This is a genomic window from Pigmentiphaga sp. CHJ604 (genome assembly GCF_036972535.1).
Taxonomy (GTDB): domain Bacteria; phylum Pseudomonadota; class Gammaproteobacteria; order Burkholderiales; family Burkholderiaceae_B; genus Pigmentiphaga; species Pigmentiphaga daeguensis.
In genome coordinates, this window is sequence record NZ_CP136998.1 from 5,619,402 (window position 1) to 5,644,567 (window position 25,166).

General features: G+C 68.4%; 24 protein-coding genes. 14 read left to right on the forward strand and 10 right to left on the reverse strand.

The window, feature by feature from the left end; all coding sequences use genetic code 11:
* Window position 1 precedes the first annotated feature (1 nt).
* From R4823_RS27055 to R4823_RS27075, 5 genes are all read right to left on the reverse strand, one after another.
* Window positions 2-868, reverse strand: coding sequence for an ABC transporter permease (locus R4823_RS27055; protein WP_338616814.1), 867 nt, complete (start codon window positions 866-868; stop codon window positions 2-4).
* Window positions 858-1,697, reverse strand: coding sequence for an ABC transporter ATP-binding protein (locus tag R4823_RS27060; RefSeq protein ID WP_207958616.1), 840 nt, complete (start codon window positions 1,695-1,697; stop codon window positions 858-860). Before R4823_RS27060 ends, R4823_RS27055 begins: the two co-directional genes overlap by 11 nt.
* Entirely contained in the window at window positions 1,678-2,826 is a 1,149-nt protein-coding gene (locus R4823_RS27065; protein WP_132979445.1) for an NADH:flavin oxidoreductase/NADH oxidase, read from the reverse strand. Before R4823_RS27065 ends, R4823_RS27060 begins: the two co-directional genes overlap by 20 nt.
* A gap of 73 nt (window positions 2,827-2,899) precedes the next feature.
* Entirely contained in the window at window positions 2,900-3,607 is a 708-nt protein-coding gene (locus R4823_RS27070) for a GntR family transcriptional regulator (protein WP_087836549.1), read from the reverse strand.
* 16 nt (window positions 3,608-3,623) lie between these two features.
* A complete protein-coding gene (locus tag R4823_RS27075; RefSeq protein ID WP_338616816.1) occupies window positions 3,624-4,637 on the reverse strand; it encodes an ABC transporter substrate-binding protein in 1,014 nt (337 codons plus the stop codon).
* Window positions 4,638-5,014: 377 nt separating this feature from the next.
* Here R4823_RS27075 and R4823_RS27080 point away from each other — a divergent pair, with 377 nt between their 5' ends.
* From R4823_RS27080 to R4823_RS27135, 12 genes are all read left to right on the forward strand, one after another.
* On the forward strand, window positions 5,015-6,007 hold the full coding sequence (locus R4823_RS27080) for a tripartite tricarboxylate transporter substrate binding protein (RefSeq protein WP_338616817.1): 993 nt from the start codon (window positions 5,015-5,017) through the stop codon (window positions 6,005-6,007).
* Window positions 6,008-6,126: 119 nt separating this feature from the next.
* Window positions 6,127-7,695 (forward strand): sulfatase-like hydrolase/transferase, encoded by a 1,569-nt coding sequence (locus R4823_RS27085; protein ID WP_338616818.1) that lies wholly within the window; start codon window positions 6,127-6,129, stop codon window positions 7,693-7,695.
* A gap of 60 nt (window positions 7,696-7,755) precedes the next feature.
* A complete protein-coding gene (locus R4823_RS27090) occupies window positions 7,756-8,481 on the forward strand; it encodes a FadR/GntR family transcriptional regulator (protein ID WP_338616820.1) in 726 nt (241 codons plus the stop codon).
* Entirely contained in the window at window positions 8,478-9,398 is a 921-nt protein-coding gene (locus tag R4823_RS27095; protein WP_338616822.1) for an SMP-30/gluconolactonase/LRE family protein, read from the forward strand. Before R4823_RS27090 ends, R4823_RS27095 begins: the two co-directional genes overlap by 4 nt.
* Before the next feature lie 9 nt (window positions 9,399-9,407).
* Window positions 9,408-10,334, forward strand: a complete 927-nt coding sequence (locus R4823_RS27100) for a YncE family protein (protein ID WP_338616823.1) — start codon at window positions 9,408-9,410, stop codon at window positions 10,332-10,334.
* A 31-nt stretch (window positions 10,335-10,365) separates the two neighbouring features.
* Entirely contained in the window at window positions 10,366-11,394 is a 1,029-nt protein-coding gene (locus R4823_RS27105; RefSeq protein WP_338616824.1) for a 4-hydroxythreonine-4-phosphate dehydrogenase PdxA, read from the forward strand.
* A 20-nt stretch (window positions 11,395-11,414) separates the two neighbouring features.
* The gene (locus R4823_RS27110) at window positions 11,415-12,587 is read left to right on the forward strand and encodes an L-rhamnonate dehydratase (protein ID WP_087836557.1); all 1,173 of its coding nucleotides are present in this window, start codon (window positions 11,415-11,417) and stop codon (window positions 12,585-12,587) included.
* 5 nt (window positions 12,588-12,592) lie between these two features.
* The gene (gene araD1 / locus R4823_RS27115; protein WP_338616825.1) at window positions 12,593-13,582 is read left to right on the forward strand and encodes an AraD1 family protein; all 990 of its coding nucleotides are present in this window, start codon (window positions 12,593-12,595) and stop codon (window positions 13,580-13,582) included.
* Between the two features lie 7 nt (window positions 13,583-13,589).
* The gene (locus R4823_RS27120; protein ID WP_338616827.1) at window positions 13,590-15,032 is read left to right on the forward strand and encodes an aldehyde dehydrogenase family protein; all 1,443 of its coding nucleotides are present in this window, start codon (window positions 13,590-13,592) and stop codon (window positions 15,030-15,032) included.
* A gap of 21 nt (window positions 15,033-15,053) precedes the next feature.
* Complete coding sequence (locus R4823_RS27125; protein ID WP_338616828.1) at window positions 15,054-16,034, forward strand: tripartite tricarboxylate transporter substrate binding protein; 981 nt, start codon at window positions 15,054-15,056, stop codon at window positions 16,032-16,034.
* Window positions 16,035-17,483, forward strand: coding sequence for a sulfatase-like hydrolase/transferase (locus R4823_RS27130; RefSeq protein WP_338616829.1), 1,449 nt, complete (start codon window positions 16,035-16,037; stop codon window positions 17,481-17,483).
* Window positions 17,473-18,321 (forward strand): cytochrome b561 domain-containing protein, encoded by an 849-nt coding sequence (locus tag R4823_RS27135; protein WP_254914528.1) that lies wholly within the window; start codon window positions 17,473-17,475, stop codon window positions 18,319-18,321. The genes R4823_RS27130 and R4823_RS27135 overlap by 11 nt, the downstream gene beginning before the upstream one ends.
* Here the strand turns inward: R4823_RS27135 and R4823_RS27140 are convergent.
* Window positions 18,318-19,262, reverse strand: a complete 945-nt coding sequence (locus tag R4823_RS27140) for a VOC family protein (protein WP_338616832.1) — start codon at window positions 19,260-19,262, stop codon at window positions 18,318-18,320. The two genes, R4823_RS27135 and R4823_RS27140, sit on opposite strands and share 4 nt — an antisense overlap.
* Window positions 19,259-20,131, reverse strand: coding sequence for an alpha/beta hydrolase (locus R4823_RS27145; protein WP_338616834.1), 873 nt, complete (start codon window positions 20,129-20,131; stop codon window positions 19,259-19,261). Before R4823_RS27145 ends, R4823_RS27140 begins: the two co-directional genes overlap by 4 nt.
* Before the next feature lie 221 nt (window positions 20,132-20,352).
* Between R4823_RS27145 and R4823_RS27150 the strand changes: the two genes are divergently transcribed.
* Both R4823_RS27150 and R4823_RS27155 read left to right on the forward strand, forming a co-directional pair.
* A complete protein-coding gene (locus R4823_RS27150) occupies window positions 20,353-21,471 on the forward strand; it encodes an NAD(P)/FAD-dependent oxidoreductase (protein ID WP_338616836.1) in 1,119 nt (372 codons plus the stop codon).
* A 60-nt stretch (window positions 21,472-21,531) separates the two neighbouring features.
* On the forward strand, window positions 21,532-22,935 hold the full coding sequence (locus R4823_RS27155; RefSeq protein WP_087836563.1) for an MFS transporter: 1,404 nt from the start codon (window positions 21,532-21,534) through the stop codon (window positions 22,933-22,935).
* Window positions 22,936-22,941: 6 nt separating this feature from the next.
* On the opposite strand, the gene R4823_RS27160 is transcribed toward R4823_RS27155, so the two are convergent.
* The 3 genes from R4823_RS27160 to R4823_RS27170 all read right to left on the reverse strand — a co-directional run bounded on the left by R4823_RS27160 (window position 22,942) and on the right by R4823_RS27170 (window position 25,140).
* Window positions 22,942-23,436, reverse strand: a complete 495-nt coding sequence (locus R4823_RS27160) for a MarR family winged helix-turn-helix transcriptional regulator (protein WP_087836564.1) — start codon at window positions 23,434-23,436, stop codon at window positions 22,942-22,944.
* A gap of 62 nt (window positions 23,437-23,498) precedes the next feature.
* Window positions 23,499-24,380: an alpha/beta hydrolase gene (locus R4823_RS27165; RefSeq protein ID WP_087836565.1), complete on the reverse strand. Its 882-nt coding sequence runs from the start codon at window positions 24,378-24,380 to the stop codon at window positions 23,499-23,501.
* Window positions 24,361-25,140 (reverse strand): FCD domain-containing protein, encoded by a 780-nt coding sequence (locus R4823_RS27170; protein WP_087836566.1) that lies wholly within the window; start codon window positions 25,138-25,140, stop codon window positions 24,361-24,363. The genes R4823_RS27165 and R4823_RS27170 overlap by 20 nt, the downstream gene beginning before the upstream one ends.
* Window positions 25,141-25,166 lie beyond the last annotated feature (26 nt).

The window sequence follows — 25,166 nt, forward strand, 5'->3', positions numbered from 1 at the left end:
GTCAGTGCCCGCCATTCTCCAGATCGTTCTGGCCACGCGTCGCCCAGGTCGTGGTGCGCTTTTCGATGGCGGCCGCGATGGTGTACATCGCGATGCCCATGACGCTGGTCACGATCAACCCGGCGAATACCAGCGGCACGTCGAAACTGGCGGAAGCCGCCATCATCAAATGGCCGATCCCATGCTCGGAGGACACCGTTTCCGCGGTGATGCTGCCGACGAAGGCCACGGTGATCGCGATCTTGAGCGAGGCGAAGAAATACGGCATGGCGCGCGGCAGCCCGACCTTGCGCACGATGTCCAGCGGGCGCGCGCCCAACGCGCGCAACACGTCGCGCTGCTCCGGCTCGATGGTGGCGATGCCGGTTGCGACGTTGACCACGATGGGAAAGAAGCTGATGGCGAACGCGGTAATGATGGCCGGCACGGTATTGACCCCGAACCACAACACCAGCACCGGCACCAACGCAACCTTGGGAATGCTGTTGAACGCCACGAGCAGCGGATAAAGCCCTCGATAGACGAGGGTGGACGCCCCGATCGCAACGCCGGTGACGATGCCGAGCACGACCGCGAAGGCGAAGCCTATGGTGGTCGACAGCAGCGTATGCGCGGCGTCGACCAGCAACGGCTCCCACCACTTGATCATGCCCTGGACGATCGCCGAGGGCGGCGGCAATACGAAGTCCGCGACACTCAGGGCACGAACAGCGGCCTCCCATATCAGGAAAAAGCCCAGGATGACCAGCCATGGCAGGACCCGCTCCAGGCGGCGCCGGCGTTTCAGGGCAGCGGTGCGCGCAGCGGCCCGGCTGCTGCGCGCGATTCGGCGCACCTCGTTGACAGGCAAGGCATTTTCACGCTGCATGCTCGACCCCTTCAGGATTTTCGTGCTGGCCGCGGGCGACTTCGATTGCTTCGCGCAACTCGTGGACCAGGTTATTGAATTCAGGCGAGAACGTATCCTCGCGCCTGCGGGGACGGGGAAAGGGCACGATGTGCTCGGCGATCACCCGTCCGGGACGCGAAGACATGACCACCACGCGATCAGCCAGATAGACGGCTTCGCGCAGATCGTGCGTCACCAGCATGACCGTCGGACGCCGGGCCATCCATACGTTCTGCAAGACCGACCACAGGTCCTCGCGTGTAAAGATATCCAGCGCGGCGAACGGTTCGTCCAGCATCAACAGCGCCGGCTCGTGTATCAGCGCCCGGCATAGCGATGCCCGCTGCTGCATGCCTCCCGACAGCTGATGCGGCAGCTTTGCGCCGAACCCTCCCAGCCCGACCAGTTCAAGCAATTCCTGCGCCTTGGCCATGTACTCGGCCTTGTGGGCGCGCAGGCGGCCGCGATGCTCCGTCGCCACCTCCAGAGGCAGCATGACGTTGTCCAGTATCGTGCGCCACGGCAGCAACGTAGGATTCTGAAAAGCCATGCCGACGATCGACAAGGGTTGGTCCACCTCCTTGCCATCGATGATCACGCCGCCATCGGTGGGCAGCCACAAGCCGCTCATCAACCGCATCAGCGTCGATTTCCCGCACCCCGACGGTCCCACCACGGCAACCAGCTCGCCGCGGTTGACGGTCATGTTCAGATTCTCGAGCGCAAGCGTGCCGTCAAGACCGCCGTAGTGCATGGCGACGTCGTACAGTTCCGCAAAGGGGCGGCCTTCAGGAGACAGGCTGTTCATGGGCGGACGTCCTGGAAAGTTCAAGGGTTTCTTCGCGCTTCTGCAGCCACCATGCATAGTTCCGCGGCAGCAATTCATGCGGCCGCGCCAGGCCCAGTTCCCGCGCCGCGTGCGCGGCCCAGTTCGGGTTCCACATCATCTCGCGCGCCAACGCCACCAGGTCGCAGTCGCCCGCCTGCAAATAGCCTTCCGCCTGGCCCGCCTCGCGGATCAGGCCCACCGCCATGGTGGGCATGCCGACCTCGTCGCGGATGCGCCGCGCGAACGGTACGTGGTAGCCAGGCACGCGCGGCACCACATGCAGCGTCAGCGGACCGTCGATGCCGCCCGACGAGCAGTCGAACATGTCCACGCCGCGCTCTTTCAGGCGGCCCGCCAGCACGACCGTGTCGTCCATGCTCCAGATGCCGCCGCGGCCGTCGACACACGAACCGCGGAAGAACAGCGGCCGGTCGGCCGGCCACGCAGCCCGGACCGCCTCGATCAGCTCCAGGCCGAAGCGCATGCGTCCTTCGATGTCGCCGCCGTAGCCATCGGTGCGATGGTTGGTGATCGGCGACAGGAACTGCTGGATGATGTAGCCGTGCGCACCGTGTATCTCGCAGATGTCGAAGCCCGCGTCCAACGAACGCTTGGCCGCATCGACGTGCGCCTGGATCACCGCCCGGATGTCGTCGCGATCCATTTCCTTGGGCACCATCGCCCCTTCCTTGAACGGAATGGGGCTGGGAGCCAGGCCTGACCAGGGCGGGCGGCCCTGGGCGGCGTCCGCCTCCCCCAGCGGCGAGAAGCCCTCCCACGGCGCCCGCGTCGCCACCTTGCGGCCTGCATGGCCCAGCTGGATGGCGCTGACCGTACCCTGCTCGCGCAGGAAATCGGTAATGCGGCGCCAGGCCTTGGCCTGTGCATCGGTGTAGATGCCCGGGCAGTCGTAGGTCTTGCGCGAGCGCTGGGAGACCGAGGTCTCTTCGCAGAAGACGATGCCGGCGCCGCCCAGCGCGAACTTGCCCAGGTGCACCAGGTGCCAGTCGGTGGGGCAGCCATCGACCGACTTGTACTGCGACATCGGCGACACGACGATACGGTTGCGTGCCGTCACGCCCCGCAGCGTCAGGGGCTGGAACAACATCGGAACGTCCGTCTCCGGACCTTGTTCATGGGAAAGATTTTTTTCAGTCATGGTGGTGGGTATCCTGCAACGCCTAACGCTTCATCAGGCGGGAAAGAATGTTGTCGAGAACGTGGTCGAGATGCTCGGCCATGGCCTCTCGTGCGCGAGCCTTGTCGCCGGTGGCCACGGCGTCCAGCAGACGGAGATGCTCGGCCACGGTTTGGCGGAAATCGCCGGGAACCGGCGGCGTGGCGAACAGCATGGACCGGCGGCGCAACTGCTCGATCAGTTCGGCCATGGAACGGCTACCGCAGGCATCGCAAATGGCGCGGTGCAGTTCGAGATCGAGCGCGACGCGCTGCCGGTTGTCCCGGACTTCTCCGGCCAGCAACAGCTCCAGGGCCTTGCGCAGGTCGGCGACCGTGTGGGGTTCGATCCGGCCCGCGGCGTCGCCGGCCGCCTCGACCTCCAGCAGGCGCCGGATCTTGAGCAGCTCGAGAAACTCCTCCAGCGTGATGCGGCGCACTTCCAGCACGCCGTTGTTGCGCTGGATGAAGCCTTCGCCTTCGAGCCGCCGCAGAGTCTCGCGCAAAGGGGTACGGGAAACCCCCAGCCGTATCGACAACTGCCGCTCGGAGATCGGCACTCCCAACGGGATCTCATGAGTCAGCAGCATCTCGTGCAACTGCGCATGGAGCCGGTCGACCAGGCCTTTGCCGCCCTCCAGCAGCGGCTCGGTGCCGTCGGCGCCGTCTTCCTCCACGGGACGCACGCCGGCGCCGGAAGAAATGATTGCCATGAAGCGATGCTCCGCTTTATTGCACTGCCGACTTGCCGCCCGGCGCGAACTGCGGGTCGTACACCAGCGACACCGGCGGCGCGGCCGGCAACTCGAAGCTCTCGGTGATGGTGGCGATGTTTTTCTTCATCCGGTCGGCATCGACATAGCCGATCCCGTACTTCTGGACATTCGGCGTCTTGACCTTGTGGTCGATCAGGAACTGCAGGCGCTCGGTTTCGAGCACGGGGTCGATCAGCCGGTTGCGAGCGGCCACCGCCTTCGTCGCCGCCGCCGGGTCGGCTATGGCATCCCGCCATCCTTTCAGCGCGGCGGCGATGAACTTGCGGACCGCCTCGGGCTTGTCACGCAGCAATGCCTGGCTGGCGATGATGGAGTTGCTGTAGACATCCAGGCCGAAATCCGCATATTCCAGAATGTCAACGTTCTCGCGCTTGGCGCCGCGTCCTTTCAGGTTGAACCAGGACGTGTAGTCATTGCCGATCACCGCGTCGACCTGTCCGGTCAACAGCATGGAGTCGCGCAACTGCGGCGAGATCTGCTTGTAGGTGATCTTGGACGGATCGACGTCGGCGATGCGCATCAGCGCCGGGAACAGACGCGCCGGACCGTCGGCGTTGCCGCCGCCCACGGTCTTGCCCGCCAGATCGGCCGGCTTCTTGATGCCCGCGCTCGACAGGCTGATGATCGCCTGCGGCGCGCGCTCGTACATCACGAAAACAACCTTGGGCGTTACCGCGGGTTGGCGGCTGGCGAACTCGACAAGCGTGGAGAAATCGGCCGAGGCCATCTGATAAGTCCCCGACGCCACGCGGGTTACCGCATCGCCCGATCCCGAAGAAGGATCGATGGTGACATCGAGGCCCTGCTCTTTGAAGTAGCCGCGCTCGAGCGCCAGCAGATACGGTCCGGCACTCCCATCGAGCGTGAAGTTGAAGGCGAACTTGATGCGGGTCGGCTCGGCCGCTTGTGCAGAACCCGCGAGCAAAGCGCCCACGGCGAGAAGCTTCAAACCTGACAGCAGTTTCATCGGAATCCTTTCTGGCTGTGGGTCACACGGAAAGGGGCATGCCGATATGGTGCATACATGTGGCATACCACCTTGATGCCACGGTTATGCAAGTCACATGCCAGCATGGAAACCCGTGTTCGAGATGACCTGCATTGCCAGGAAAACCGGGCTTGCAGGGGAAAAGCGACCGCAGGACGAAACAAGGCAAGCCGCCGCTGGAGAAGCCACGCGGCGCACCAGCAAGGGGCTCGCGCTAGCCTATGTTGGTGCCGGGAGGGCAGCGGGTCGTCTCGCTCGATCGCGGGTTAACCCTAGATAGTGAGTCCGCTTCAACTGGTCTACTATCCGTACCAGCAGACCAGTACCCGATCCCATCCGCAAGGACCACCCCGCTCATGAGCCCCCGTCTTCCCCGCATTCCGCGCCGCCGGTCGCTGGCCGCGCTGGCCGCCGGCCTGCTGCTGGCCACGGCCGGCACCGCCGCCGCCCAGGACTATCCGCGCCAGCCCATCAAGGTGCTGGTGCCGTCGGTGCCCGGCAGCGCGCCCGACGCCTTCGCCCGTATCCTGGCGGAACCCCTGTCCAGCGGGCTGGGACAGAAGGTCGTGGTCGAGAACAAGCCTGGGGCGGGCGGGTTGATCGCGATGGAAACGCTGGCCAAGGCGGAGCCGAACGGCTACACGCTGGCGATCGCGCACGACGGCAACATGGCGATCAACACCATCGTCTACAAGCAATTGCCCTACCGGCCCTTGCAGGATTTCACGCCGGTCTCGCTGCTGGGTTTCAACGAGTTCGTGCTGGCGGCCAACCCCGCCCTGAAGATCAAGACCTTCGCCGAATTCGTGGCCTACGCGCGCGGCAAGCAGGGCAAGGCCACGTACGGGTCGGCGGGCGTGGGTTCGCCCAACCACCTGTTCATGGAACAGCTGATGCAGGCCGCCGGTATCCCGCTTTCGCACGTGCCCTACAAGGGCGGGCCGGCCGCGATGCAGGATCTGCTGGGCGGCCAGATCGACGTGATGCTGGTCGGGCTTTCGCCCGCGCTGCCGCACATCCAGGGCGGCAAGCTGGTGGCCGTGGCGGTGCCGCAGTCCACGCGCTCGAAGATGCTGCCCGGCACGCCCACGGTGGCCGAATCCATCCCGGGTTTCGCGACGCGCACGTGGTTCGGGCTGTACGGTCCGGCGGGCCTGCCGGCGGCGGTGGTCGAGCGCCTGAACCGGGAGCTGCGCCGCGTGCTGGCCGATCCTTCGGTGAAGGACCGCATCGCCGCGCAGGGCATGGTGGCCGAGGCCGGTTCTCCGGCCACGCTGGCGGCCATGACGGAAGAAGACATCCGCCGCTACCGCCAACTGGCCGACGCGATCAAATTAGAAGCGAATTGAACCCACCCCTACGCGCTTCGCGCGCCCCTCAAGGGGCGGCACTGGCGGACCGGCAAAGCCGGATCCGCTGTGCCCTGGATCGGACCGCGCACTTCCGCGCGGCGTCATAGAGCATCGAAATGTCTACCCTGCGGCCTAATTTTCTGATCTTCGTGACCGACCAGCAGCGCGCGGACCACCTCGGCTGCTATGGCAACACACAGGTGCGCACCCCGCACATCGACGGCATCGCCGCGCGTGGCACGGTGTTCGAGCGGTGTTATGTCGCTTCGCCGGCGTGCATGCCCAACCGCGCCGCCATCATGACCGGGCGCATGCCTGGCGCGGCCGGGGCGCGCATGAATGGCGTGCCGCTGCCGCTGGACAGCCGCACCTTCGCCGACGCGCTGCGCGAGGCGGGCTGGCGCACGGCGCTGATCGGCAAGAGCCATTTGCAGAACATGACGGACGTCGAGCCGTCCTGGCGCAAGGGCGAGGCCGCCGACCGGCCGCAGGCACGGCGCGAGGACCGCGATTGCGCCGCCTACGAGCAGGAGTCGGTGGTGCGCTGGCGGGACCCGGACCATGCGGTGCGGCTGCCCTACTATGGTTTCGATCACGCCGAACTGTGCCTGGAGCACGGCGACGAAGTCGGCGGCGCCTACGACCGCTGGCTGCGGGCCCGCTGCCCCGAGGCCGACACGCTGCGCGGCCCGGACCACGCCCTGCCCGGCGGCGAGACGGCGGCGCCCCAGGCCTGGCGCACCGCGCTGCCCGAGGACCTGTATCCCAGCGCCTTCGTCCGGGACCGCGCCATCGACTGGCTGGAAGACCATGCGGCGCGAGGCGACCAGCCCTTCCTGCTGGCCTGCTCCTTCCCCGACCCGCACCACCCGTTCACGCCGCCCGGTCGCTACTGGGACATGTACCGGCCCGAGGACGTCGAACTGCCCGCGACCTGCGGGCCGGCCACGCCGGCGGACACGCCGCTCAAGCGCGCGCTGCACGAGGAACTCGCCGCCGGCCGGCGCTCCACGGCCGGCAGCCGGGTCATCGCCGTCACCCAGGACGAAGCCCGCGCGGCCATCGCGCTGAACTACGGCGCCATCACCTGCATCGACGACATGGTCGGCGCCATCCTGGCGAAGCTCGAAACGCTGGACCTGGCGCGCGACACCGTGGTGCTGTTCCTGAGCGACCACGGCGATTTCATGGGCGACCACGGCCTGCTGTTCAAGGGTCCGCTGCACTACCGCAGCGTGATCCGCATGCCGCTGATCTGGGCCGACCCCCAGGCCGGCGCAGGCGGCCGGCGCGCCGACCTGGCCAGCGCGATCGACATCGGCCCCAGCATCCTGGCGCGCGCGGGCCTGGCCGCGCCGCATGGCACGCAGGGGCGCGACCTCGCTCCCGCCGCCGCGCCCGCCACGCCGCGCGCCTCGGTCCTGGTCGAGGAAGAAGGCCACCGCCCCATGCCCGGCAGCGGCCTGCCCAAGGTGCGCACGCTGGTCACGCCCGATTGGCGGCTGTCGGTCCATGCCTTCGAGGATTGGGGAGAACTCTACGATCTGCGCGAGGATCCCGACGAACGCGTCAATCGCTGGGACGATCCCGGCTGCGCCGCCGTGCGCGCCGAACTGACGCTGGAACTGGTGCGCGCCATGGCGCGGCATGCGGACGAATGCCCGCTGCCGACGCGGATGGCCTAGGCCGACACCCTGACAGGTATGCTTACCGAACCAGTGACCACAGTGACAGGGATCACACGCATGCAGCTCATTCCCCGCATCCCCGGCGACACCCCGAACATCACGCGCCGGACCATTCGCGACCAGATCAGCGACAAGCTGGCCTACATGATCCACTCGGGCCTGCTGCGCCCGGGCGACGAGTTGCCGTCCGAGCGCGAACTGGCGATCACGCTGGGCGTCTCGCGCGAGACGGTCCGCGCCGCCATCGGCATGCTGCAGGCCTGGCGCATGCTGGAGGTCAGCCAGGGGGCGCGCACGCGCGTGCTGGGGCCGGGCACGGTGGCGGTGCAGGACTCGGTCAGCACGCTGCGCGACCTGGGCGACCGCTCGCTGGAAGAAGTGGCCGAGGCGCGCGCCGCGGTGGAAGTACAGGTAATCCGCCTGGCGAGCCGCCGCATCACGCCCGCGCAATTGAACCGGCTGGACCGCCTGGTGGCGGACCAGGAAACCATGATGGACGACCCCGTCCGCTTCCAGATCTCGGACCAGGAATTCCACGAAGTGCTGTACCGCGCCTGCGGCAACGGCCTGCTGGCCGACGTGGTGTTCGACTTCTACGGCTATGCGCTGGAGCACCGGCGCCGCGCCTTGCAGCGGTCGGGCGCCATCGCGCACAGCGTGACCGACCACCGCGCCATCGTCGCCGCGCTCAAGAGCGGCGACCCGGAAACGGCAGTGGCCGCCATGCAGCGGCACCTGGACCAGGTCCATCGCACCACGCTACAGGAAATCGATCACTCATGAGCACTCCCGTTTCCCTGGACCCGCGCGCCGCGGGCCTGTTCGGGCCCGACAGCCGGCTCGAGCGCCTGTACACCGGCGCCACCTGGAGCGAAGGCCCCGTATGGCTGGCCGCGCGGCGCATGGTGTTGTGGAGCGACATCCCCAACAACCGCATCCTGGCCTGGGACGAGCGCGAAGGCGGACGGGTCTGGCGCGACCGGGTCGAGTTCACCAACGGCCACACGGCTTCGGCGGACGGTTCGCTGCTGCACTGCTCGCACGGCATGCGCGCCATCCTGCGCACGCGCTTCGACAGCGACGGCCGGCCCGGCGCGCCCGAGGTGCTGGTCGACCGCTACCAGGGCCGCCGCCTGAATTCGCCCAACGACCTGGTCGAGAAGCGCGACGGCAGCATCTGGTTCACCGATCCGCCCTACGGCATCCTGTCCGACCGCGAAGGCCACCAGGCGCCGTCCGAGCTGCGCGCCAACTACGTGTTCCGCTACGACCCGGCCACCGGCGCGCTGGACGTCGCCAGCGACCTTGCCGAAGAACCCAACGGCCTGGCGTTCTCGCCCGACGAAAGCGTGCTGTACGTGACCGACACGTCGGCCGCGCTGCGCACGGACGGCAGCGGCAATCACCACATCCTGGCCTTCGACGTGATCGGCGGCCGCACGCTGGCCCGCCCCCGCGTGTTCGCGGTGGTCGAGCCCGGACTGGCCGACGGCATACGGGTAGACGAACGCGGCCGGGTCTACACCAGCAGCGAGGACAGCGTCCAGGTCTATCACCCCGACGGCACGCGCCTGGCCCGCATCCCCGTCCCCGAGAAGGTCGGCAACCTGACCTTCGGCGGCGCCGCGCGCGACGAACTCTACATCTGCGCGTCGACGTCGCTGTATCGCATCCGCCTGAACACGCACGGCCATTCCTGAGACCCCGCCATGAGCCAAGACACCCTTTTGCTGGTAGAAAAATGTTCGCACTGCATCAGCTGGTACGACCCCGAGTCGGGCGAGCGGCTGCGCAGCCTGCCCCTGCCCGACTTCCCGCATGAATTCGCGATCGACTCGGCCCAGCGCTACGTCTACGTGGGGCACTATGGCGTCGAGACCTCCGGCCACGTTGGCCCGGGGGGATCCGCGATCCTGCAGATCGATATTCGTTCGGCCCAACTGGTAAGGTCTATAGACCTGTTCCCGTTCAACCGCATCCACGGCATGCAGATGGACCAGCACGACCGGCTCTACGCGCTGAGCGAGGAAAAGGCCATGCTGCTGGTGCTGGACCAGCCCGACACCGACACCGCGCCCAAGCGCGCCATGCCCTCGGGCGGCGTGAAAAGCCATCTGTTCGTGCTGACGCGCGACGGCCAGACCGCCTTCAGCATGAACCTGCTCAGCCACACGGTGACCAAGCTGCGCCCCTGGGAACCGCTGTCCCAGCCCGTGGCCTGCCATCCCGGCCTCAAGCCCGAAGGCTGCTGCCTGAGCGAGGACGAACGCACGCTGTTCGTCAGCAACCGCTGGAGCAACACGCTGTCGGCCATCGACACCCAGACCATGGAAGTGCGCCTGACGGTGCCCTCGCGCGAGGACGCGACCCGCATCTACCGCACCGGCAACCGCCTGCTGGTGACGAACTACGGCGACCGCAGCGTCTCGGTGGTCGACCCCGTCACCTTGCAGGAAACGGGCTACGTGAAGATGGACGCGCGCGCCATCGCGCTGTCGCTCCATCCCACGCGGCCATTGGCCTACATCTCGCAGGACGACGACCGCGTCGGCGTGCTGGACCTGCAATCGCTGCGCTTCACCCGCTTCATCGCCACGCAGCGCGAACCCGACGTCTCCCGGATCGTCCGGATCTGAGCCCCTTCCCCTTCTTGATGGCTGACATTCCATGACTACCCCTCTTCGTCCCGTCGTCGCGCTTACCCTGGGCGATCCCGCGGGCATCGGTCCCGAACTCGTCGCCCGGCTGCTGTCGCGGCCGGACGTCCCGCGCCAGGCCAACATCGTGCTGGTCGGCGATCCCTGGCTGTGGGAACAAGGCCAGCGTGTGGCCGGCGTACGGGTCGGGACCCGTCCGGTCGAGGACTTCGCCGAAGTCCGCGCGCGTCCGGATGCCGACATGCCCGCCTTCCTGCCCATGAACACCGTCGACCCGGTGGACGTGATCGTGGGCAAGGCGCGGGCGGCGGGCGGCAAGTCGGTGCTGCAAGTGCTGGACCGCTGCATGACCGCGGCCATGGACGGCCAGATCGACGCCATCTGCTTCGCGCCGCTGAACAAGCACGCGATGAAGCTGGGCGGCCTGCGCCACGAGGACGAGCTGCATCACTTCGCCGAGTACCTGGGCGTGACCACCTATTTCTGCGAGTTCAACACCATGGGTTCACTGTGGACCTCGCGCATCTCGTCGCACATTCCCATCAAGGACGTGCCGCGCTACATCGACAAGGACCGCATCAAGGACGCCACGCGCCTGATCCACCGCTCGCTGCTGGCCAACGGCGTCCAGGCCCCGCGCGTGGCGGTGGCCGCGCTCAATCCGCACGGCGGGGACGGCGGCACCTGCGGCCGCGAAGAGGTCGAGATCATCGAACCGGCCGTGCGCGAACTGGTGGCCGAGGGCCTGCCCATCGAAGGCCCGTACCCGGCCGACACCATCTTCCTGAAGGCCCGCGACGGGCTGGTCGATGCCGTCGTCACCATGTACCACGACCAGGGCCAGATCGCCATCAAGCTCCTGGGATTCTCCAAGGGCGTGACCGTGCAGGGCGGACTGCCCATTCCCATCACCACGCCCGCCCACGGCACCGCCTACGACATCGCCGGCCAGGGCCGCGCCGACGACAACGCCATCGCCAACGCCTACGCCATCGCCTGCCGCATGGGCCTGGCCCAGCGCCAGGCCGCCACCCGATAACTTTCCTTTCGCGAACCATCATGAAAATCCAATCCGTCCGCGCCCGCGTCTTCGAATGGAAGGGCAAGACCGTTCCGCCCCAGGCCAATTTCTGCTCCAACGCCATGGACGCCCTGTACGACCGCGGCGACTCCATGAAGACCTTCCGCTTCCACGGCTGGACCGTGGTCGAGATCGAGACCGACGACGGCATCGTCGGCCTGGGCAACGTCGCGCTGGCGCCGCACATCGCCAAGGCCATCATCGACCAGTACCTGGCCCCGCTGGTGATCGGCCAGGACCCCTGGGACTACGAATACCTGTGGCAGCGCATGTACCGCTCCACGCTGGCCTGGGGCCGCAAGGGCGTGGCCATGGCGGCCATCTCGGCGGTGGACCTGGCCATCTGGGACATCCTGGGCAAGTCGGTGAACAAGCCCGTGTTCAAGCTGCTGGGCGGCCGCACCAAGGAACGCATCCCCTGCTACTACTCCAAGCTGTACCGGGGCGACCTGAAGGCCATGCAGGAAGAAGCGCAGACCTTCCTGGACCAGGGCTTCACCGCGTTCAAGATGCGCTTCGGCTACGGCCCCAACCACGGCACGCGCGGCGTGGCCGAGAACCTGAAGTCGGTGCAGGCCGTGCGCGAGGTCATCGGCTACGAGTCCGACCTGATGCTGGAGTGCTACATGGGCTGGGACCTGGACTACGCGCGCCGCATGCTGCCCAAGCTGGAGAAGTTCGAGCCGCGCTGGCTGGAAGAGCCCGTCATCGCCGACGACGTGGACGGCTATGCCGAACTGTCGCGGCTGAGCGCCATTCCCATCTCGGGCGGCGAGCATGAATTCACGCTGCACGGCTTCCGCCAGCTGCTGGACAAGAAGGCGGTGTCGGTCGTGCAGTACGACACCAACCGCGTCGGCGGCATCACCGCTGCCCACAAGATCAACGCGCTGTGCGAGGCGCATGCCATACCCGTGATCCCGCACGCCGGCCAGATGCACAACTACCACCTGACCATGAGCACGCTGGCCTCGCCCATGAGCGAGTACTTCCCGCAGTTCGACGTGGAAGTGGGCAACGAACTCTTCTACTACATCTTCAAGGGCGAACCCGTCGCCAAGGACGGCTTCCTGCAGCTGGACGACACGGTGCCGGGCCTGGGCCTGACCCTGAACACCGAGTATCTCGATCAATTCCAGATCAGCGAGTGAACATCATGCGCGTCATCCAATTCATCGAGGACGGCCAGCTTTGCGTGGGCGTCGTGGCCGGCGACGACGAGATCGAAGTCAGCTCCGCCCGCGAGGGCGTCTACGGCCTGGCCTTGCAGGCGGCCCGCGATGGCGTGGCGCTGGAAGCGCTGATCCGGCGCCTGGCCTCGGGCCGCCGGGTCCGCTACCAGTCGCTGGTGGACGAACGGCGCCTGCTGCCGCCGGTCACCCATCCCGATGCCGCCCGCATGCTGATCTCCGGCACCGGCCTGACCCACCTGGGCAGTGCCGCATCGCGCGACGCCATGCATGCCAAGCTGCGGGAAGACGCCAACCTGACCGACTCCATGAAGATGTTCAAGCTTGGCGTCGAGGGCGGCAAGCCGGCGGCAGGCCAGGTGGGCGCGCAGCCGGAGTGGTTCTACAAGGGCGACGGCAGCCTGCTGGTGGCGCCGGAATGCGATTTCCCCGTGCCCGGCTTCGCGCTGGACGCCGGCGAGGAACCCGAGCTGGTGGGCGTATACGTGATCGACGACCAGGGCGCGCCGCGCCGCATCGGCTTCGCCGTGGGCAACGAATTCTCGGACCACTTGACCGAGCGCTTCAACTACCTGTGGCTGGCGCATTCCAAGCTGCGGCCCTGCGCCTTCGGGCCCGAACTGCTGCTGGGCGAGTTGCCCGCCGACCTGCGGGGCACCAGCCGCATCGTGCGCGGCGACGAGGTCTTGTGGGAGAAGCCCTTCGTCACCGGCGAGGCCAACATGAGCCACACCCTGGCCAACCTGGAACACCACCATTTCAAGTATTCGCAGTTCCGCCGCCCCGGCGACGTGCACGTGCACTACTTCGGCACGGCCACGCTGAGCTTCTCCGACCAGGTCCGCACCGTGAACGGCGACCGCTTCGAGATCTCGCTGGACGGCTTCGGCCGCCCCCTGCGCAACGCCGTCCGCTTCGCACCCGTCCAGGCCGTGATCGGCGTCACGGCACTGTAGAACCGACATGAACACACCGGAATACCATCTTTACATTGCCGGCGAGTGGGTGCCGGGCGTATCCGCCCGCCCTAACGTCAACCCCTCGGACACGAGCGACGTGATCGGCCTGTACGCCCAGGCCGACGCCGAACTGGCCCGCCGCGCCATCGCCGCGGCGGCACGGGCCCGGCCGGCCTGGGCCGCCTCCACGCCCCAGCAGCGTTTCGACGTGCTGGACGCGGTCGGCAACGAGCTGCTGGCGCGCAAGGAAGAGATCGGCCGCATGCTGTCGCGCGAGGAAGGCAAGACCCTGCCCGAGGGCATGGGCGAGGTCGCGCGCGCCGCCATGATCTTCAAGTTCTTCGCCGGCGAGGCCCTGCGTACGCCCGGCGACCTGCTGCCGTCGGTCCGCCCCAATGTCGGCGTGGAAGTGTTCCGCCAGCCGGTGGGCACGGTCGGCCTGATCACGCCATGGAACTTCCCCATTGCCATCCCGGCGTGGAAGATCGCGCCGGCGCTGGCCTACGGCAACACCGTGGTCTTCAAGCCCGCCGAGCTGGTGCCGGGTTCGGCCTGGCTGCTGGCCGAGATCCTGTCGCGCACCGCGCTGCCCAAGGGCGCGTTCAACCTCGTCATGGGCGCCGGCTCGGCGGTCGGCCAGGCCTTCGTCGATTCCCCCGAGGTTCAGGCCATCAGTTTCACCGGTTCGGTGGCCACCGGCCGCCGCATCATCGCTGGCGCCACCGCGCGCGGCGCCAAGGTGCAATGCGAGATGGGCGGCAAGAACCCGCTGGTGGTGCTGGACGACGCCAACCTGGAGCAGGCCGTGGAAACCGCGGTGCAGGGCTCGTATTTTTCCACCGGCCAGCGGTGCACGGCATCGAGCAAGCTGATCGTGGCCGCCGGCATCCATGACCGCTTCGTACAGGCGATGCGGGAGCGCATGGCCAGGCTGAACGTCGGCCACGCGCTGCGTGCCGGCGTAGACATCGGGCCGGTGGTGGACGAGCGCCAGCTCGCGCAGAACCTGTCCTACCTCGACATCGCCCGGCGCGAGGGCGCGCAGGCCATCATCGGCGGCGAGACGCTGGAGCGCGACACCGTCGGCTATTTCCAGGCGCCCGCGCTGGTAACAGGCACCGAGCCCGGCATGCGCATCAACCGCGAGGAAGTCTTCGGCCCCGTCGCCAGCGTGTTGCGCGCCCGCGACTACGACGAGGCCCTGCACCTGGCCAACGACACCGAGTTCGGCCTGGCGTCCGGCATCTGCACGACCTCGCTGAAGTACGCCACGCATTTCCGGCAGCACGCCCAGGCGGGCATGGTAATGGTGAACCTGCCCACGGCCGGCGTCGACTACCACGTTCCCTTCGGCGGCACCAAGGCTTCGTCCTACGGCCCGCGCGAGCAAGGCCGCCACGCGGCCGAGTTCTACACCACGGTCAAGACCGCCTACATCGCAAGCTGAAAAACCATCCAGGAGACGAACATGCACTTTCCCACCCGCCGCGGGCTGGCCCTGGCCGCCGCCTGCACGCTGCTTGCCCCGCCCGCCGCGCAGGCCCAGGGCAACTTTCCCAGCCAGCCGGTCAGGATCATCGTCGGCTCGGAAGCCGGCAGCGCGCCGGACGTACTGGCCCGTGTGCTGGGCAAGGAACTGTCCGCGGGGCTGGGGCAGGCCGTCATCGTCGAGAACCGCGCCGGCGCCACCGGCACCATAGGCGCCAACGCGGTGGCCTCGGCCGCGCCCGACGGCTACACCCTGCTGATGGGCACGGTGTCCAACATCGCGCTGGCCCCGTCCTTCTACCCCATCAAGTACAAGCCCACCGAGAGCTTCACTCCCATCAGCATGGTCGCCTCGGTGCCGCTGGTGCTGGTGGCATCCCCGGCCACCGGCATCGCCAGCGTCGAGCAACTGCGCACCAAGCTGAAACAGGCGGCCAAGGGCTCGTACAGCTATTCCTCGCCCGGCGTAGGCGGTCCCCAGCACCTGGCCGGCGTGCTGCTGGGCAAGCAGATGGGCACGGAACTACTGCACGTTCCGTACAAGAGCGGCGGCGCGGCGCTGACCGCGGTGGCGGGCGGCGAGACCCAGATCGGCTTCGCCGGCATCGCCGCTGCAATCGGCCTGGTGCAAGCCAGGCGCGTGACGCCCCTGTTCGTGACCGCCGACAAGCGCTTCCCGCAGTTCCCCGACGTGCCGTCCGCGCCGGAGGCCGGACTGCCCGAGCTGGACGTGGACAACTGGCACGCGCTGTTCGCGCCGGCCGGCCTGCCCGCTCCCGTGCGCGCCACGCTGGAAGCGGCGGTGAACAAGGCCCTACAGTCTCCCGAAGTGAAGAAGCAGTTCGAAGCGCTGGGCGCCGCGCCCACGGGCAGCACCGGCAAGGAACTGGCCGAAAAAGTCACCGCGGAAACCGCGCGCTGGATGAAAATCGTCGACGACAACGGCATCAAGGCACAGTAGATGAAACCCTCCAACCTGCTGATCATCATGGACGACGAGCACAACAAGAAAGTGCTCGGCTACAACGGCCATCCCATGGTCCGCACCCCCAACCTGGACCGGCTGGCGGCGCGCAGCACCTCGTTCGAGGCCGCCTATTCCAGCTCGCCCATCTGCGTGCCGGCACGGGCGGCCTTCGCCACCGGCCGCCACGTGCACGAGACGGGCTACTGGGACAACGCCATCGCCTACGACGGACGCGTCCCCAGCTGGGCCCACGCGCTGCGCGACGCCGGGCGGCTGGCGGTGTCCATCGGCAAGCTGCACTACACCGGCGACGACATCGACGGCGGCTTCACCGAGCAGATTATCCCCATGCACATCGAGGCCGGGGTCGGCGACCTGTACGGCCTGATACGCGACCCGCTGCCCATCCGCCACCAGTCGGCCGACCTGGCCAAGAGCATCGGCCCCGGCGAAAGCAGCTACACCCGCTACGACCGCGACATCACCGACAAGACGGTCGAGTGGCTGCATGCCCGCGGCCGCCAGCGCCAGGACCAGCCGTGGGCGCTGTTCACCTCCTACATCGCCCCCCATTCGCCGCTGATCGCTCCACCCGAGTTCTACGCGATGTACGACCCCAAGGCCATCCCCCTGCCCAAGCGGGCATCGGGCCCGCTACATCCGTGGATACAGGCCTGGAACGACTGCTACCGTTTCGACTCGCACTTCGAAAGCGACGAGCAGCGGCGCATCGCCATCGCCTCGTACTTCGGACTGTGCTCGTTCCTGGACCACAACGTCGGACGCGTCCTGCATGCGCTGGAGACCAGCGGGCTGGCGCAGGACACCCGCGTCATCTTCCTGTCCGACCACGGCGACAACCTGGGCTCGCGCTCGCTGTGGGGCAAGTCGACCATGTACGAGGAATCCGCCGGCATCCCCATGCTGGCCAGCGGCCCCGGCTTCGCGGCCGGCCGCAAGGTGCGCACGCCGGTCTCGCACGTGGACATGTATCCCACCGTCATGCAGGCGGCCGGCCTGGAGTGCCCCACGGGGCTGCCCGGCAAGTCGCTGCTGGAGATCGCCGCCGGGCCGGACGACGGCCAGCGCACCATCCTGAGCGAGTACCACGCGGCCGGATCGGTCAGCGCCGCCTACATGCTACGCCGCGGCCATCACAAATATATTCACTACACCGGCTACGCGCCCGAGCTGTTCGACCTGCAGCAGGACCCCGAGGAATTGCACGACCTGGCGGGCAAGCCCGAGAGCACGCCGCTGCTGGCCGGATTCGAGGCGCACCTGCGCGCCCTGCTGGATCCCGAGGCGGTGGACCGGCAGGCCAAGCGGGGCCAGGCCGCGCTGATCGCCCAGCATGGCGGCGCCGAGCGCATCCTCAAGCGGGGCGGCAGCAGCTACACCCCCATCCCGGGCGAAGAGGTCAAGCTGCTCAATGAACAATGACCCGCTCGGACGCGGCCCGCTGCTGCCCGGCCCCGGCGTGCTGGCCGGCGCCGGCGCGGCGATTCTGGTGGCGCTGGCCGTGCTGGCCTGGGTAGCCGGCGCCGACGCGCTGGCATGGCTGCAACAGTCGATGGTGGACGGCCGGCCGCACCGCATCGACATGGCCCAGGCCTGGCATGCGCGCGCGATGGTGCTGGCCTGGGCGGTCATGATCCCGCTGGGCATCCTCGCGGCGCGTTTCTTCAAGGTCATGCCACGGCAGGCGTGGCCGGCGGCGCTGGACAACAAGTGTTGGTGGCACGCGCACCTCGCGCTCCAGATCGGGGGGGTGCTGGCGACCACGGGGGCGGTGGCGCTGGTCTGGCAAACGTCGGGGTCGGACACGGGGCTGGCCCGCGTGCATCGCGCCTCGGCCTGGGCGACCTGTGCGCTGGCCGCGTTGCAGGTGCTGGGCGGCATGCTGCGCGGTTCGAAGGGAAATCCGGACGAACCGGGCGACCATTACGACATGACCGGCCGGCGCGTCGTGTTCGAGGCTGCGCACAAGCTGGCGGGCTATCTGGCGCTGGCCGTGGCGGCCGTGGCGATCGTTACCGGACTGCTGTACGTCAACGCGCCGCGCTGGATGCCGGTGCTGATCGGCGCCTGGAGCCTGGCATGGGCCGGCGCGTTCGCGTGGCTGCAATGCCGCGGCTGGTGCATCGATACCTACCAGGCGATCTGGGGCGCCGACCCGCGCCACCCCGGCAATCGCCGGCCGCCCATCGGGCCGGGCATCCGGCAACTGCGCGCTTCCGGCGTGCGCTCGAGCCAGGTCGGAACACCACCCGCCGCCTAGGCCGCGCTCAACGCATCTTCCAGCCTGGCCAGGTCGGCCTCGCCGGCCTGGGCGAACTCCACCAGGAAGCCATCGGGATCGACGGCCGTCAGGCTGCGCGCCGCTGGCGCGCCCGTCAGGCATCCCAGCGACCGCAGCCGCCCGGCGGCCGCGTCCAGGTCCGTGGCGCCAGCTACGTCGAAGCTGTAGTGGTGCATGCCGGCCACGTCGCCCTGGATGATCGCCAACTGATAGGCGGTCGGGTGCCCCGAGGCGCGCAGCAGGATGCCGCGTTCAGATCGCGCCACCATCTCCAGCCCCGCCACTTCGGTATAGAACGCCTCCATGGGCGCCAGCGACGTCGTCGTCAGCACGACGTGCGACAGCCGCAAGGGTTGCATGACCGCGCCGGGCACGGGCCGGCGATCTGGCTCGGCGCTCCAGCGCCGGTCGGTCGCGGGCGCCTCGCTGCCCGGCTTCCAGGTCGATGTGATCAATTCGACGTCGCCGTGCAGAACGGCGCGCCAGTCCTTGATGGTGTCGGCGTAGAACTCGTTGGTGTTGCCGTCGGGGTCCTTCAGGTAGACGCTGTGGGCGATCTGGTGGTCGAGCGTGCGCGGCACCGCGATGCCGGCGGCGCGCGCGCGCTCGTAGGCGCGCACCAGCTCGGCTTCGGTGTCCATCTCCCAGGCGATGTGGTTCAGTTTGATCGCCCGCGCCGTGCCCTTGGCGATCTGCGTGTGGCCGTCGCGGCCCTGGCGGGCCTCGCTCGTGCGCTCCATCATGCCGACGTCGTGAGGCGTATGGCCGGTGCCCATGAAGGCGGCGCGCAGCCCGCTTTCGGTGAACTCCAGGTTCAGGCCGCAGACGTCGCGATAGAAGTCGATGGACCGCTGCAGATCGGCCACGACGAGGTTCACGTGCCCCAGGCGGCGGGGTTGGAAGATGGCTCCCTGGTTCATTGTGGTTTTCCTGTGGTGAGGGTCGAAAGTAGAAGGCCGGCCGCGCGCGACCATTCGCTGGCCGGGTCGGCGCAGGCTTCGTGCGAGGTGAAGTGGTCGCCAGGCAGCACCTGCCAGCTCACGCGGGCGCCGGTCTGCGCGGCCAGCGCGCGCGCGAACGCCTGGTTCTGTTCGCGGGTGCGCGCAAAATCGTGTTCGCCCCAGGCCAGGTGGAAGGGCACCGCGTTGCCCGCCACATGCCGCGCGGGGCTCCAGGCGTCCAGGCCGCCGCCCAGCGCTTCCCGCATCCTGCGATCGGCCTCGGCCGCGGGCCGTTGCAGGAAATCCAGGTCCAGCGGCGCGCTGGAAGGCAGGCAGGCCTTGACCACGTCGCCAGGCAGCCCGGCGTCGCGGCACAGGTCCGGACGCAAGGCCAGCACCGCCGCAAGATGCCCGCCGGCCGAATGCCCGCCTACCGCGATCCGGCCCGGGTCGCCGCCCAGCGCGGCACAGTGCTGGTGGACCCAGCGCAGCGCGGCCACGCAGTCGTCCACGATCTCGCTCATGCCCACGGACGGGGCCAGCCGGTACGAAGCGGAGACGAACACGGCCGGCATGGCCAGCACCGGCGGCGCCAGGTAGCCCATCCATTCCTTGTAGCCGTTCATCCAGGCGCCGCCATGGAAATACAGCAGCACCGGCAGCGGACCCGGCGGCGCATCGGGCAGGTAGACGTCGACCTTCTGCCAGTAGTCGCCGCCATAGGGCTGGTCGGCCAGGACGCGATGCCGGCCCATGGCGTCGGCGGTCGCCGCCAGCGCGCGGCGGGCATAGTCGGCCGCGCCGGCGTGCAGCATGGGAGGTAATGCCGGAAGATCGTCGAATGCCATGGATGCTCCGCAGACAGGCCGGACGATGCCGGCCGCGATGGGGACAAGGTAGCTCACGCAGCTTATATATGCAACTACATTTAAATTGAAGATTACTTCCACACCAAATCTACTTGGTGTTTATCCTAGTCATAAAATCATTTAAATGTAATTGCATATATAAAGCAAAGAGTCTAACTTAGCCGACATGGCGAGAACCGCTCGCCCCCAGGAGTCAGCAGATGGCAAGGCGTCACGCAGAAATCTCCGGAGCCGGCTTCGCCGGCCTGACCGCGGCGGCCGCGCTGGCGCAGCGCGGCTGGTCGGTGCGCGTGCATGAGCGGGCGGGCAGCCTGCGCACCGCGGGCGCCGGCATCTTCATCTTCGAGAACGGCCTGAAGGTGCTGCGCGCCATCGGCGCCTACGACGAAGCCGTGGCGGGCGGGCACCAGGCGCCGGCGCGCGAGACCCGCGACGCCCGGGGCAGGCTGCTGGCGCGTCTGAACACCAGCCAGGACGGCAGGGTCTACACCGTGGTGCGGCAGCAGTTGCTGGAAGCGGTGGCCCAGGCGGCGCGGCGCGCCGGCGCCGAGATCGTCATGAATTCCGAGGTGGTGTCGGCCACGCCGCGCGGCGAACTGACGCTGGCCAGCGGCGAGCGCGCCACCGCCGACCTCATCGTGGCGGCCGATGGCGTGAATTCGCGCATCCGCGATGCGCTGGGCCTGCTCAAGTCGCGCGTCACCATGGGCGACGGCGCGATCCGCGTGCTGATGCCCCGGCGCGGCGACGCCGTCGATTCCGCCGACGAGATCGTCGAGCACTGGTCCGGCAAGCGCCGGCTGCTGTACGTGCCCTGCGGCAAGCCATGGCTGTACCTGGCGTTGACGACGCTGCTGGACGACACCGCCGGCCAAGCCCTGCCGCTGGATGCGCGCACCTGGGGCGCCTCGTTCCCCCACCTGCGGCCCTTGCTCGAACGCATCGGCACGCTGGGACGCTGGGATCCGTTCGAGACCATCCACCTGCGCACGTGGTCGTCGGGCCGGGTGGCGGTGGTGGGCGACGCCGCCCATGCGCAGGCCCCCAACCTGGGCCAGGGCGGCGGCTGCGCCATGATGAACGCGCTGGGCCTGGCCGTGGCGGTGGACCAGGACCCCGACCTGGGCAGCGCGCTGCGGCGCTGGGAGGCGCGCGAACGGCCGCTGACCGAACACACGCAGCGCGTCTCGCGCCTCTACGGCGCGGTGGGCAGGTGGCCGGAACGGCTGCGGTCGTTCACGTTCAACCTGGCCGGCCGCTCGCACTGGCTGCTGGAGCAGCGCATGCGCACCGCCCACCACTCCCCCACCGGAACCTGAGACCCGGCCCCGCGCCGCCTGCCTTCCTGCCATTCACGATCAACCCGACGGGGGATACTCATGGGTGTTTCCGATCTTTCCCTGGGCGCCGAGGCCGACGGCCGGCGCGCGCCGCTCCTGACCAGCGGCACCATCATCGCGCGCATCGAACGCCTGACCGCGAGCGGCATGCAGATACGCGCCCGGCTGCTGGTGGGCATGGCCACCTTCTTCGACGGCTTCGACGCCATCGCGATCGCCACCACGCTGCCGCTGCTGATCAGGCAATGGGGCCTGAGTTCCACGCAGATCGGCCTGCTGATCGCGGCGGCGGCGGTCGGCCAACTGATCGGCACCTTCCTCTTTCCCCTGTACGCACAGCGCCACGGCCGGGTGCGCGCCATCGCCTACAGCTCGGGCATCATCGGCATCACCAGCATCGCCTGCGGCTTCGCGCCTTCGTTCGAGATCTTCCTGCTGCTGCGGGTGATACAAGGCATAGGCCTGGGCGGCGAACTGCCGGTGGCCGCCACCTACATCAACGAGATCACGCGCGCCGGCAACCGCGGCCGCTTCGTCTTGCTGTACGAGATCATCTACCCCATCGGCCTGCTGGCCTCGGCCGCCCTGGGCGCGTGGCTGGTGCCGCGCCACGGCTGGGAGATCATGTACTACCTCGGCGGCGTGCCTGTCGTCCTGATGTTCCTGCTGCCGCGCGTGATTCCCGAGTCGCCCCGCTGGCTGGCCGAGAAGGGCCGGCTGGCCGATGCCGATACCGCGCTGGCGCGCTTCGAGTCCAGCGCGCGCGTGGCGTTGGCCGAGCCGCAGGACGCGCACCGCTACGACGCCATGCTCGCGTCGCATCCCCGCCGCACGGTGCGCGACCTGTTCAGCCGGGCCTACCTGAGCCGCAACGTCGTCGTGGCGCTGCTATGGTCCTCGTGCGGCTTCATCCAGTATGGCCTGTCGACCTGGCTGCCCACCATCTACCAGACGGTGTACAAGGTGCCGCTGCAACAGGCGTTGAACCTGTCGCTGGGCGCATCCGCACTGGGCGTGGCGGGCTCTTTGGTGGCGGCGCTGACCGTGGACAGGTTCGGCCGCAAGCCCGTCATCGTCGCCGCCTTCCTGCTGTGCGCCATCACGCTGGGCCTGGCCGGCGCGCTGTCCGGGCAGAGCATCTATGTCGTGGCGACGCTGTGCTCGCTGGCCTGGGGCTTCCTGGCCTGCGGTTTCATCATTTCCTACGTCTACACGCCCGAGATGTATCCCACCAGCATCCGCGCGCTGGGATGCGGACTGGGCGGGACCTGGGTGAAGCTCTCGGCCATGATCGCGCCCATGATCGTGGCCGCGCTGATGGCCAAGGGCAGCATGGACCTGGCGTTCTACGTGCTGGGCGCGGTGCCGCTGCTGACGGCGCTGGCGGTGGCCTGGCTGGGTATCGAGACGCGCGGCAAGGTGCTCGAGCAGTTGCACGCCTGACGGCGGTCAGGCCTGCTCGCCGTCGTCCTGCTCCAGCTTCTGCACCTGCTCGAACAACCGGCCCAGCAGGCCATGCAGCTGCCGCTGCTCGGCCGGGTCCAGCACCGAGGTCGTGGCTTCGACGATCTTGCGCGCCTGCGGATCGAGCGCGTCATACACCGCCACGCCCACCGCCGTGAGCTTGACCTCGACCACCCGGCCGCTGGCGGCGCTGCGGCTGCGCGAGGCGAAGCCGCGCTGCTGGAGCTGGTCGACGATGCGGCTGACCACCGATTGCTCGATGACGGTGCCCTTGCAGATCTCGCTGATCGAGGCCACGTCCACCCAGCGCAGGAACTGCATCACGCGGAATTGCTGGATGGTCAGGTCGGTGGGCCGCAGGGCCTTCATCAGGCGCGCGTTCAGCCCGTTCATGAGCCGGCTCAGGGCGTGCGGCAGGTAGCCTTCGGCCTGGGCCGGCGTGGCGAGCGGCGAACGGGACGAAGGGGAGGACTGGTTCATGGTGGCTCGGGCCCGGAAGCGGCTGATTATATAAGCGCCCCCCGCGCCACGGAACCCTGGGGTCAGGTGCCGCGCCCGATCATCTCCAGCGTCGCGCGCGTAAGCGGGCTGTCCGCCTTCGCCAGCTCGCACAACAGGTTGAAGTGGTTGCAGTGGGCCGCCTCCACCCGCGTGACCTCCACCCCGGCTTCGCGGCACGCGTCCTCGTAGGCGGCGGTCTGGTGCTTGAAGCCGTCGGTCTCCAGCCCGCCCACCGCGGTGACCACCGGCAGCCCGCGGCGCGGCAGCGAGAACATCGGGCTCAGGCGCTCGGCCTGGTCGGGATACAGCCGCAGCCATTCATTGACGTTGATGTCGCACAGCGGCCGCAGGTCGAACAGGCCGCTCAGCGCCAGCACGCCCTTGATCACGTCGTCGGGCACGCGGTATTTGTCCTGCCAGCCGGTGGCGGCCAGCATGCCGGCCAGGTGCCCGCCCGCCGAGCTGCCGCCCACGTAAATGCGATCGCGGTCCAGTCCGTAGCGGTCGGCATGATGGTAGATCCAGGCCACGGCCGAACGCACCTCGCGCACCGTCTCGGCCAGCGTGCCCTCGGGCAGCAGCGTGTATTCGACCGGCACCACGGCCACGCCGGCGGCGTTGAACACGGGCGCCATGATGGGTGCGTCTTCCTTGGTCTGCGAACGCCAGTAGCCGCCATGGATGAACACGAACACGGGCGCCGGCCGGTGCGCCGCAGCCGGCAGGAAGATGTCCAGGCGTTCGGCCGCGCCCATGCCATAGTGCAGGTCGCATACCGCGGCGCAGCGGTCGCGCGCCGCCTCGGCCAGCTCGGCGTACTCGCGCACGCAGGCGTCGAAGTCGGGCACCGAGGCGCGGGCGTTGTACTGCACGGCGCGCTGCGCCAGGTCGGCGAACAGCAGGTCAGGCTTCCTGGGAGTCATGCGAGGCGATGTCCTTGAAGGGAGTGAAGCGTTCGATCAGCGCCACCGTCTTGCGGTAGTGCTCGGCCAGCAGCGCGACGGCGCGCTTGCTGTCGCGCGCCAGCGCGGCATCCATCAGGTCCTGGTGCTCGCGGCCGACGTCGCGGCCCACGTCGCCCCATCCGGAGCGGCCGCGCAGCGTGGGGCGCCGGTAGCGTTCGGTTTGCGTGTACATCTGCAGCGACAGCTCCATCAACCAGCGCGAGCCACAGGCCGCGATCAGCGCGCGGTGGAAATCCAGGTGGCGCTGTTCCAGCATCTCGCTGGCCTCGTCGTCGGGCGCCGGCATGTCGTGGACCCGCCGGGCAGCCAGATTGAGCGCGTGGTAGGCCGCCACCAGGCGGGTTTCCCAGACATCGTCGCCGTTCTTGAGCGACCGGCGCATGGCCTCGCAGTCGATCAGGATGCGGGTCTCGGCCGCGTCCCACATTTCCTCGCGCGAGAACGGGGCGACCCGGAAGCCGCGCGAGGCGGTCGATACGACCATGCGTTCGCTCTGCAGGCGGTTCAGCGCCTCGCGGATGGGCGAGAAGCTGATGCCGTAGCGCTGTTTCAGGAACTCCAGGCGCAGGGATTGCCCAGGCTCGATGTCCCCCGAGATGAGATCGCGCCGCAGCGAGCGGTAGACCTGCTCGGCCAGGGTGATCTCCTCGACCTCGCCGTCCGGCGCATCGTAAGGCACGCCGGACTCCTGCCGGGCCGCCTTCACTCGTGGTTTCAACTCGCTTCTCCTGGGCAAGGCCCGCC

Excerpts from the sequence above, each read along its gene's own strand:
- R4823_RS27155 (WP_087836563.1), top strand. The coding sequence starts at position 21,532 with ATGGGTGTTTCCGATCTTTCCCTGGGCGCCGAGGCCGACGGCCGGCGC.
- R4823_RS27105 (WP_338616824.1), top strand. The coding sequence starts at position 10,366 with ATGACTACCCCTCTTCGTCCCGTCGTCGCGCTTACCCTGGGCGATCCC.
- R4823_RS27110 (WP_087836557.1), top strand. The coding sequence starts at position 11,415 with ATGAAAATCCAATCCGTCCGCGCCCGCGTCTTCGAATGGAAGGGCAAG.
- R4823_RS27055 (WP_338616814.1), bottom strand. The coding sequence starts at position 868 with ATGCAGCGTGAAAATGCCTTGCCTGTCAACGAGGTGCGCCGAATCGCG.
- R4823_RS27100 (WP_338616823.1), top strand. The coding sequence starts at position 9,408 with ATGAGCCAAGACACCCTTTTGCTGGTAGAAAAATGTTCGCACTGCATC.
- R4823_RS27125 (WP_338616828.1), top strand. The coding sequence starts at position 15,054 with ATGCACTTTCCCACCCGCCGCGGGCTGGCCCTGGCCGCCGCCTGCACG.
- R4823_RS27150 (WP_338616836.1), top strand. The coding sequence starts at position 20,353 with ATGGCAAGGCGTCACGCAGAAATCTCCGGAGCCGGCTTCGCCGGCCTG.
- araD1 (WP_338616825.1), top strand. The coding sequence starts at position 12,593 with ATGCGCGTCATCCAATTCATCGAGGACGGCCAGCTTTGCGTGGGCGTC.
- R4823_RS27145 (WP_338616834.1), bottom strand. The coding sequence starts at position 20,131 with ATGGCATTCGACGATCTTCCGGCATTACCTCCCATGCTGCACGCCGGC.
- R4823_RS27130 (WP_338616829.1), top strand. The coding sequence starts at position 16,035 with ATGAAACCCTCCAACCTGCTGATCATCATGGACGACGAGCACAACAAG.
- R4823_RS27160 (WP_087836564.1), bottom strand. The coding sequence starts at position 23,436 with ATGAACCAGTCCTCCCCTTCGTCCCGTTCGCCGCTCGCCACGCCGGCC.
- R4823_RS27085 (WP_338616818.1), top strand. The coding sequence starts at position 6,127 with ATGTCTACCCTGCGGCCTAATTTTCTGATCTTCGTGACCGACCAGCAG.
- R4823_RS27090 (WP_338616820.1), top strand. The coding sequence starts at position 7,756 with ATGCAGCTCATTCCCCGCATCCCCGGCGACACCCCGAACATCACGCGC.
- R4823_RS27075 (WP_338616816.1), bottom strand. The coding sequence starts at position 4,637 with ATGAAACTGCTGTCAGGTTTGAAGCTTCTCGCCGTGGGCGCTTTGCTC.
- R4823_RS27140 (WP_338616832.1), bottom strand. The coding sequence starts at position 19,262 with ATGAACCAGGGAGCCATCTTCCAACCCCGCCGCCTGGGGCACGTGAAC.
- R4823_RS27165 (WP_087836565.1), bottom strand. The coding sequence starts at position 24,380 with ATGACTCCCAGGAAGCCTGACCTGCTGTTCGCCGACCTGGCGCAGCGC.
- R4823_RS27060 (WP_207958616.1), bottom strand. The coding sequence starts at position 1,697 with ATGAACAGCCTGTCTCCTGAAGGCCGCCCCTTTGCGGAACTGTACGAC.
- R4823_RS27095 (WP_338616822.1), top strand. The coding sequence starts at position 8,478 with ATGAGCACTCCCGTTTCCCTGGACCCGCGCGCCGCGGGCCTGTTCGGG.
- R4823_RS27065 (WP_132979445.1), bottom strand. The coding sequence starts at position 2,826 with ATGTTGTTCCAGCCCCTGACGCTGCGGGGCGTGACGGCACGCAACCGT.
- R4823_RS27080 (WP_338616817.1), top strand. The coding sequence starts at position 5,015 with ATGAGCCCCCGTCTTCCCCGCATTCCGCGCCGCCGGTCGCTGGCCGCG.
- R4823_RS27070 (WP_087836549.1), bottom strand. The coding sequence starts at position 3,607 with ATGGCAATCATTTCTTCCGGCGCCGGCGTGCGTCCCGTGGAGGAAGAC.
- R4823_RS27120 (WP_338616827.1), top strand. The coding sequence starts at position 13,590 with ATGAACACACCGGAATACCATCTTTACATTGCCGGCGAGTGGGTGCCG.
- R4823_RS27135 (WP_254914528.1), top strand. The coding sequence starts at position 17,473 with ATGAACAATGACCCGCTCGGACGCGGCCCGCTGCTGCCCGGCCCCGGC.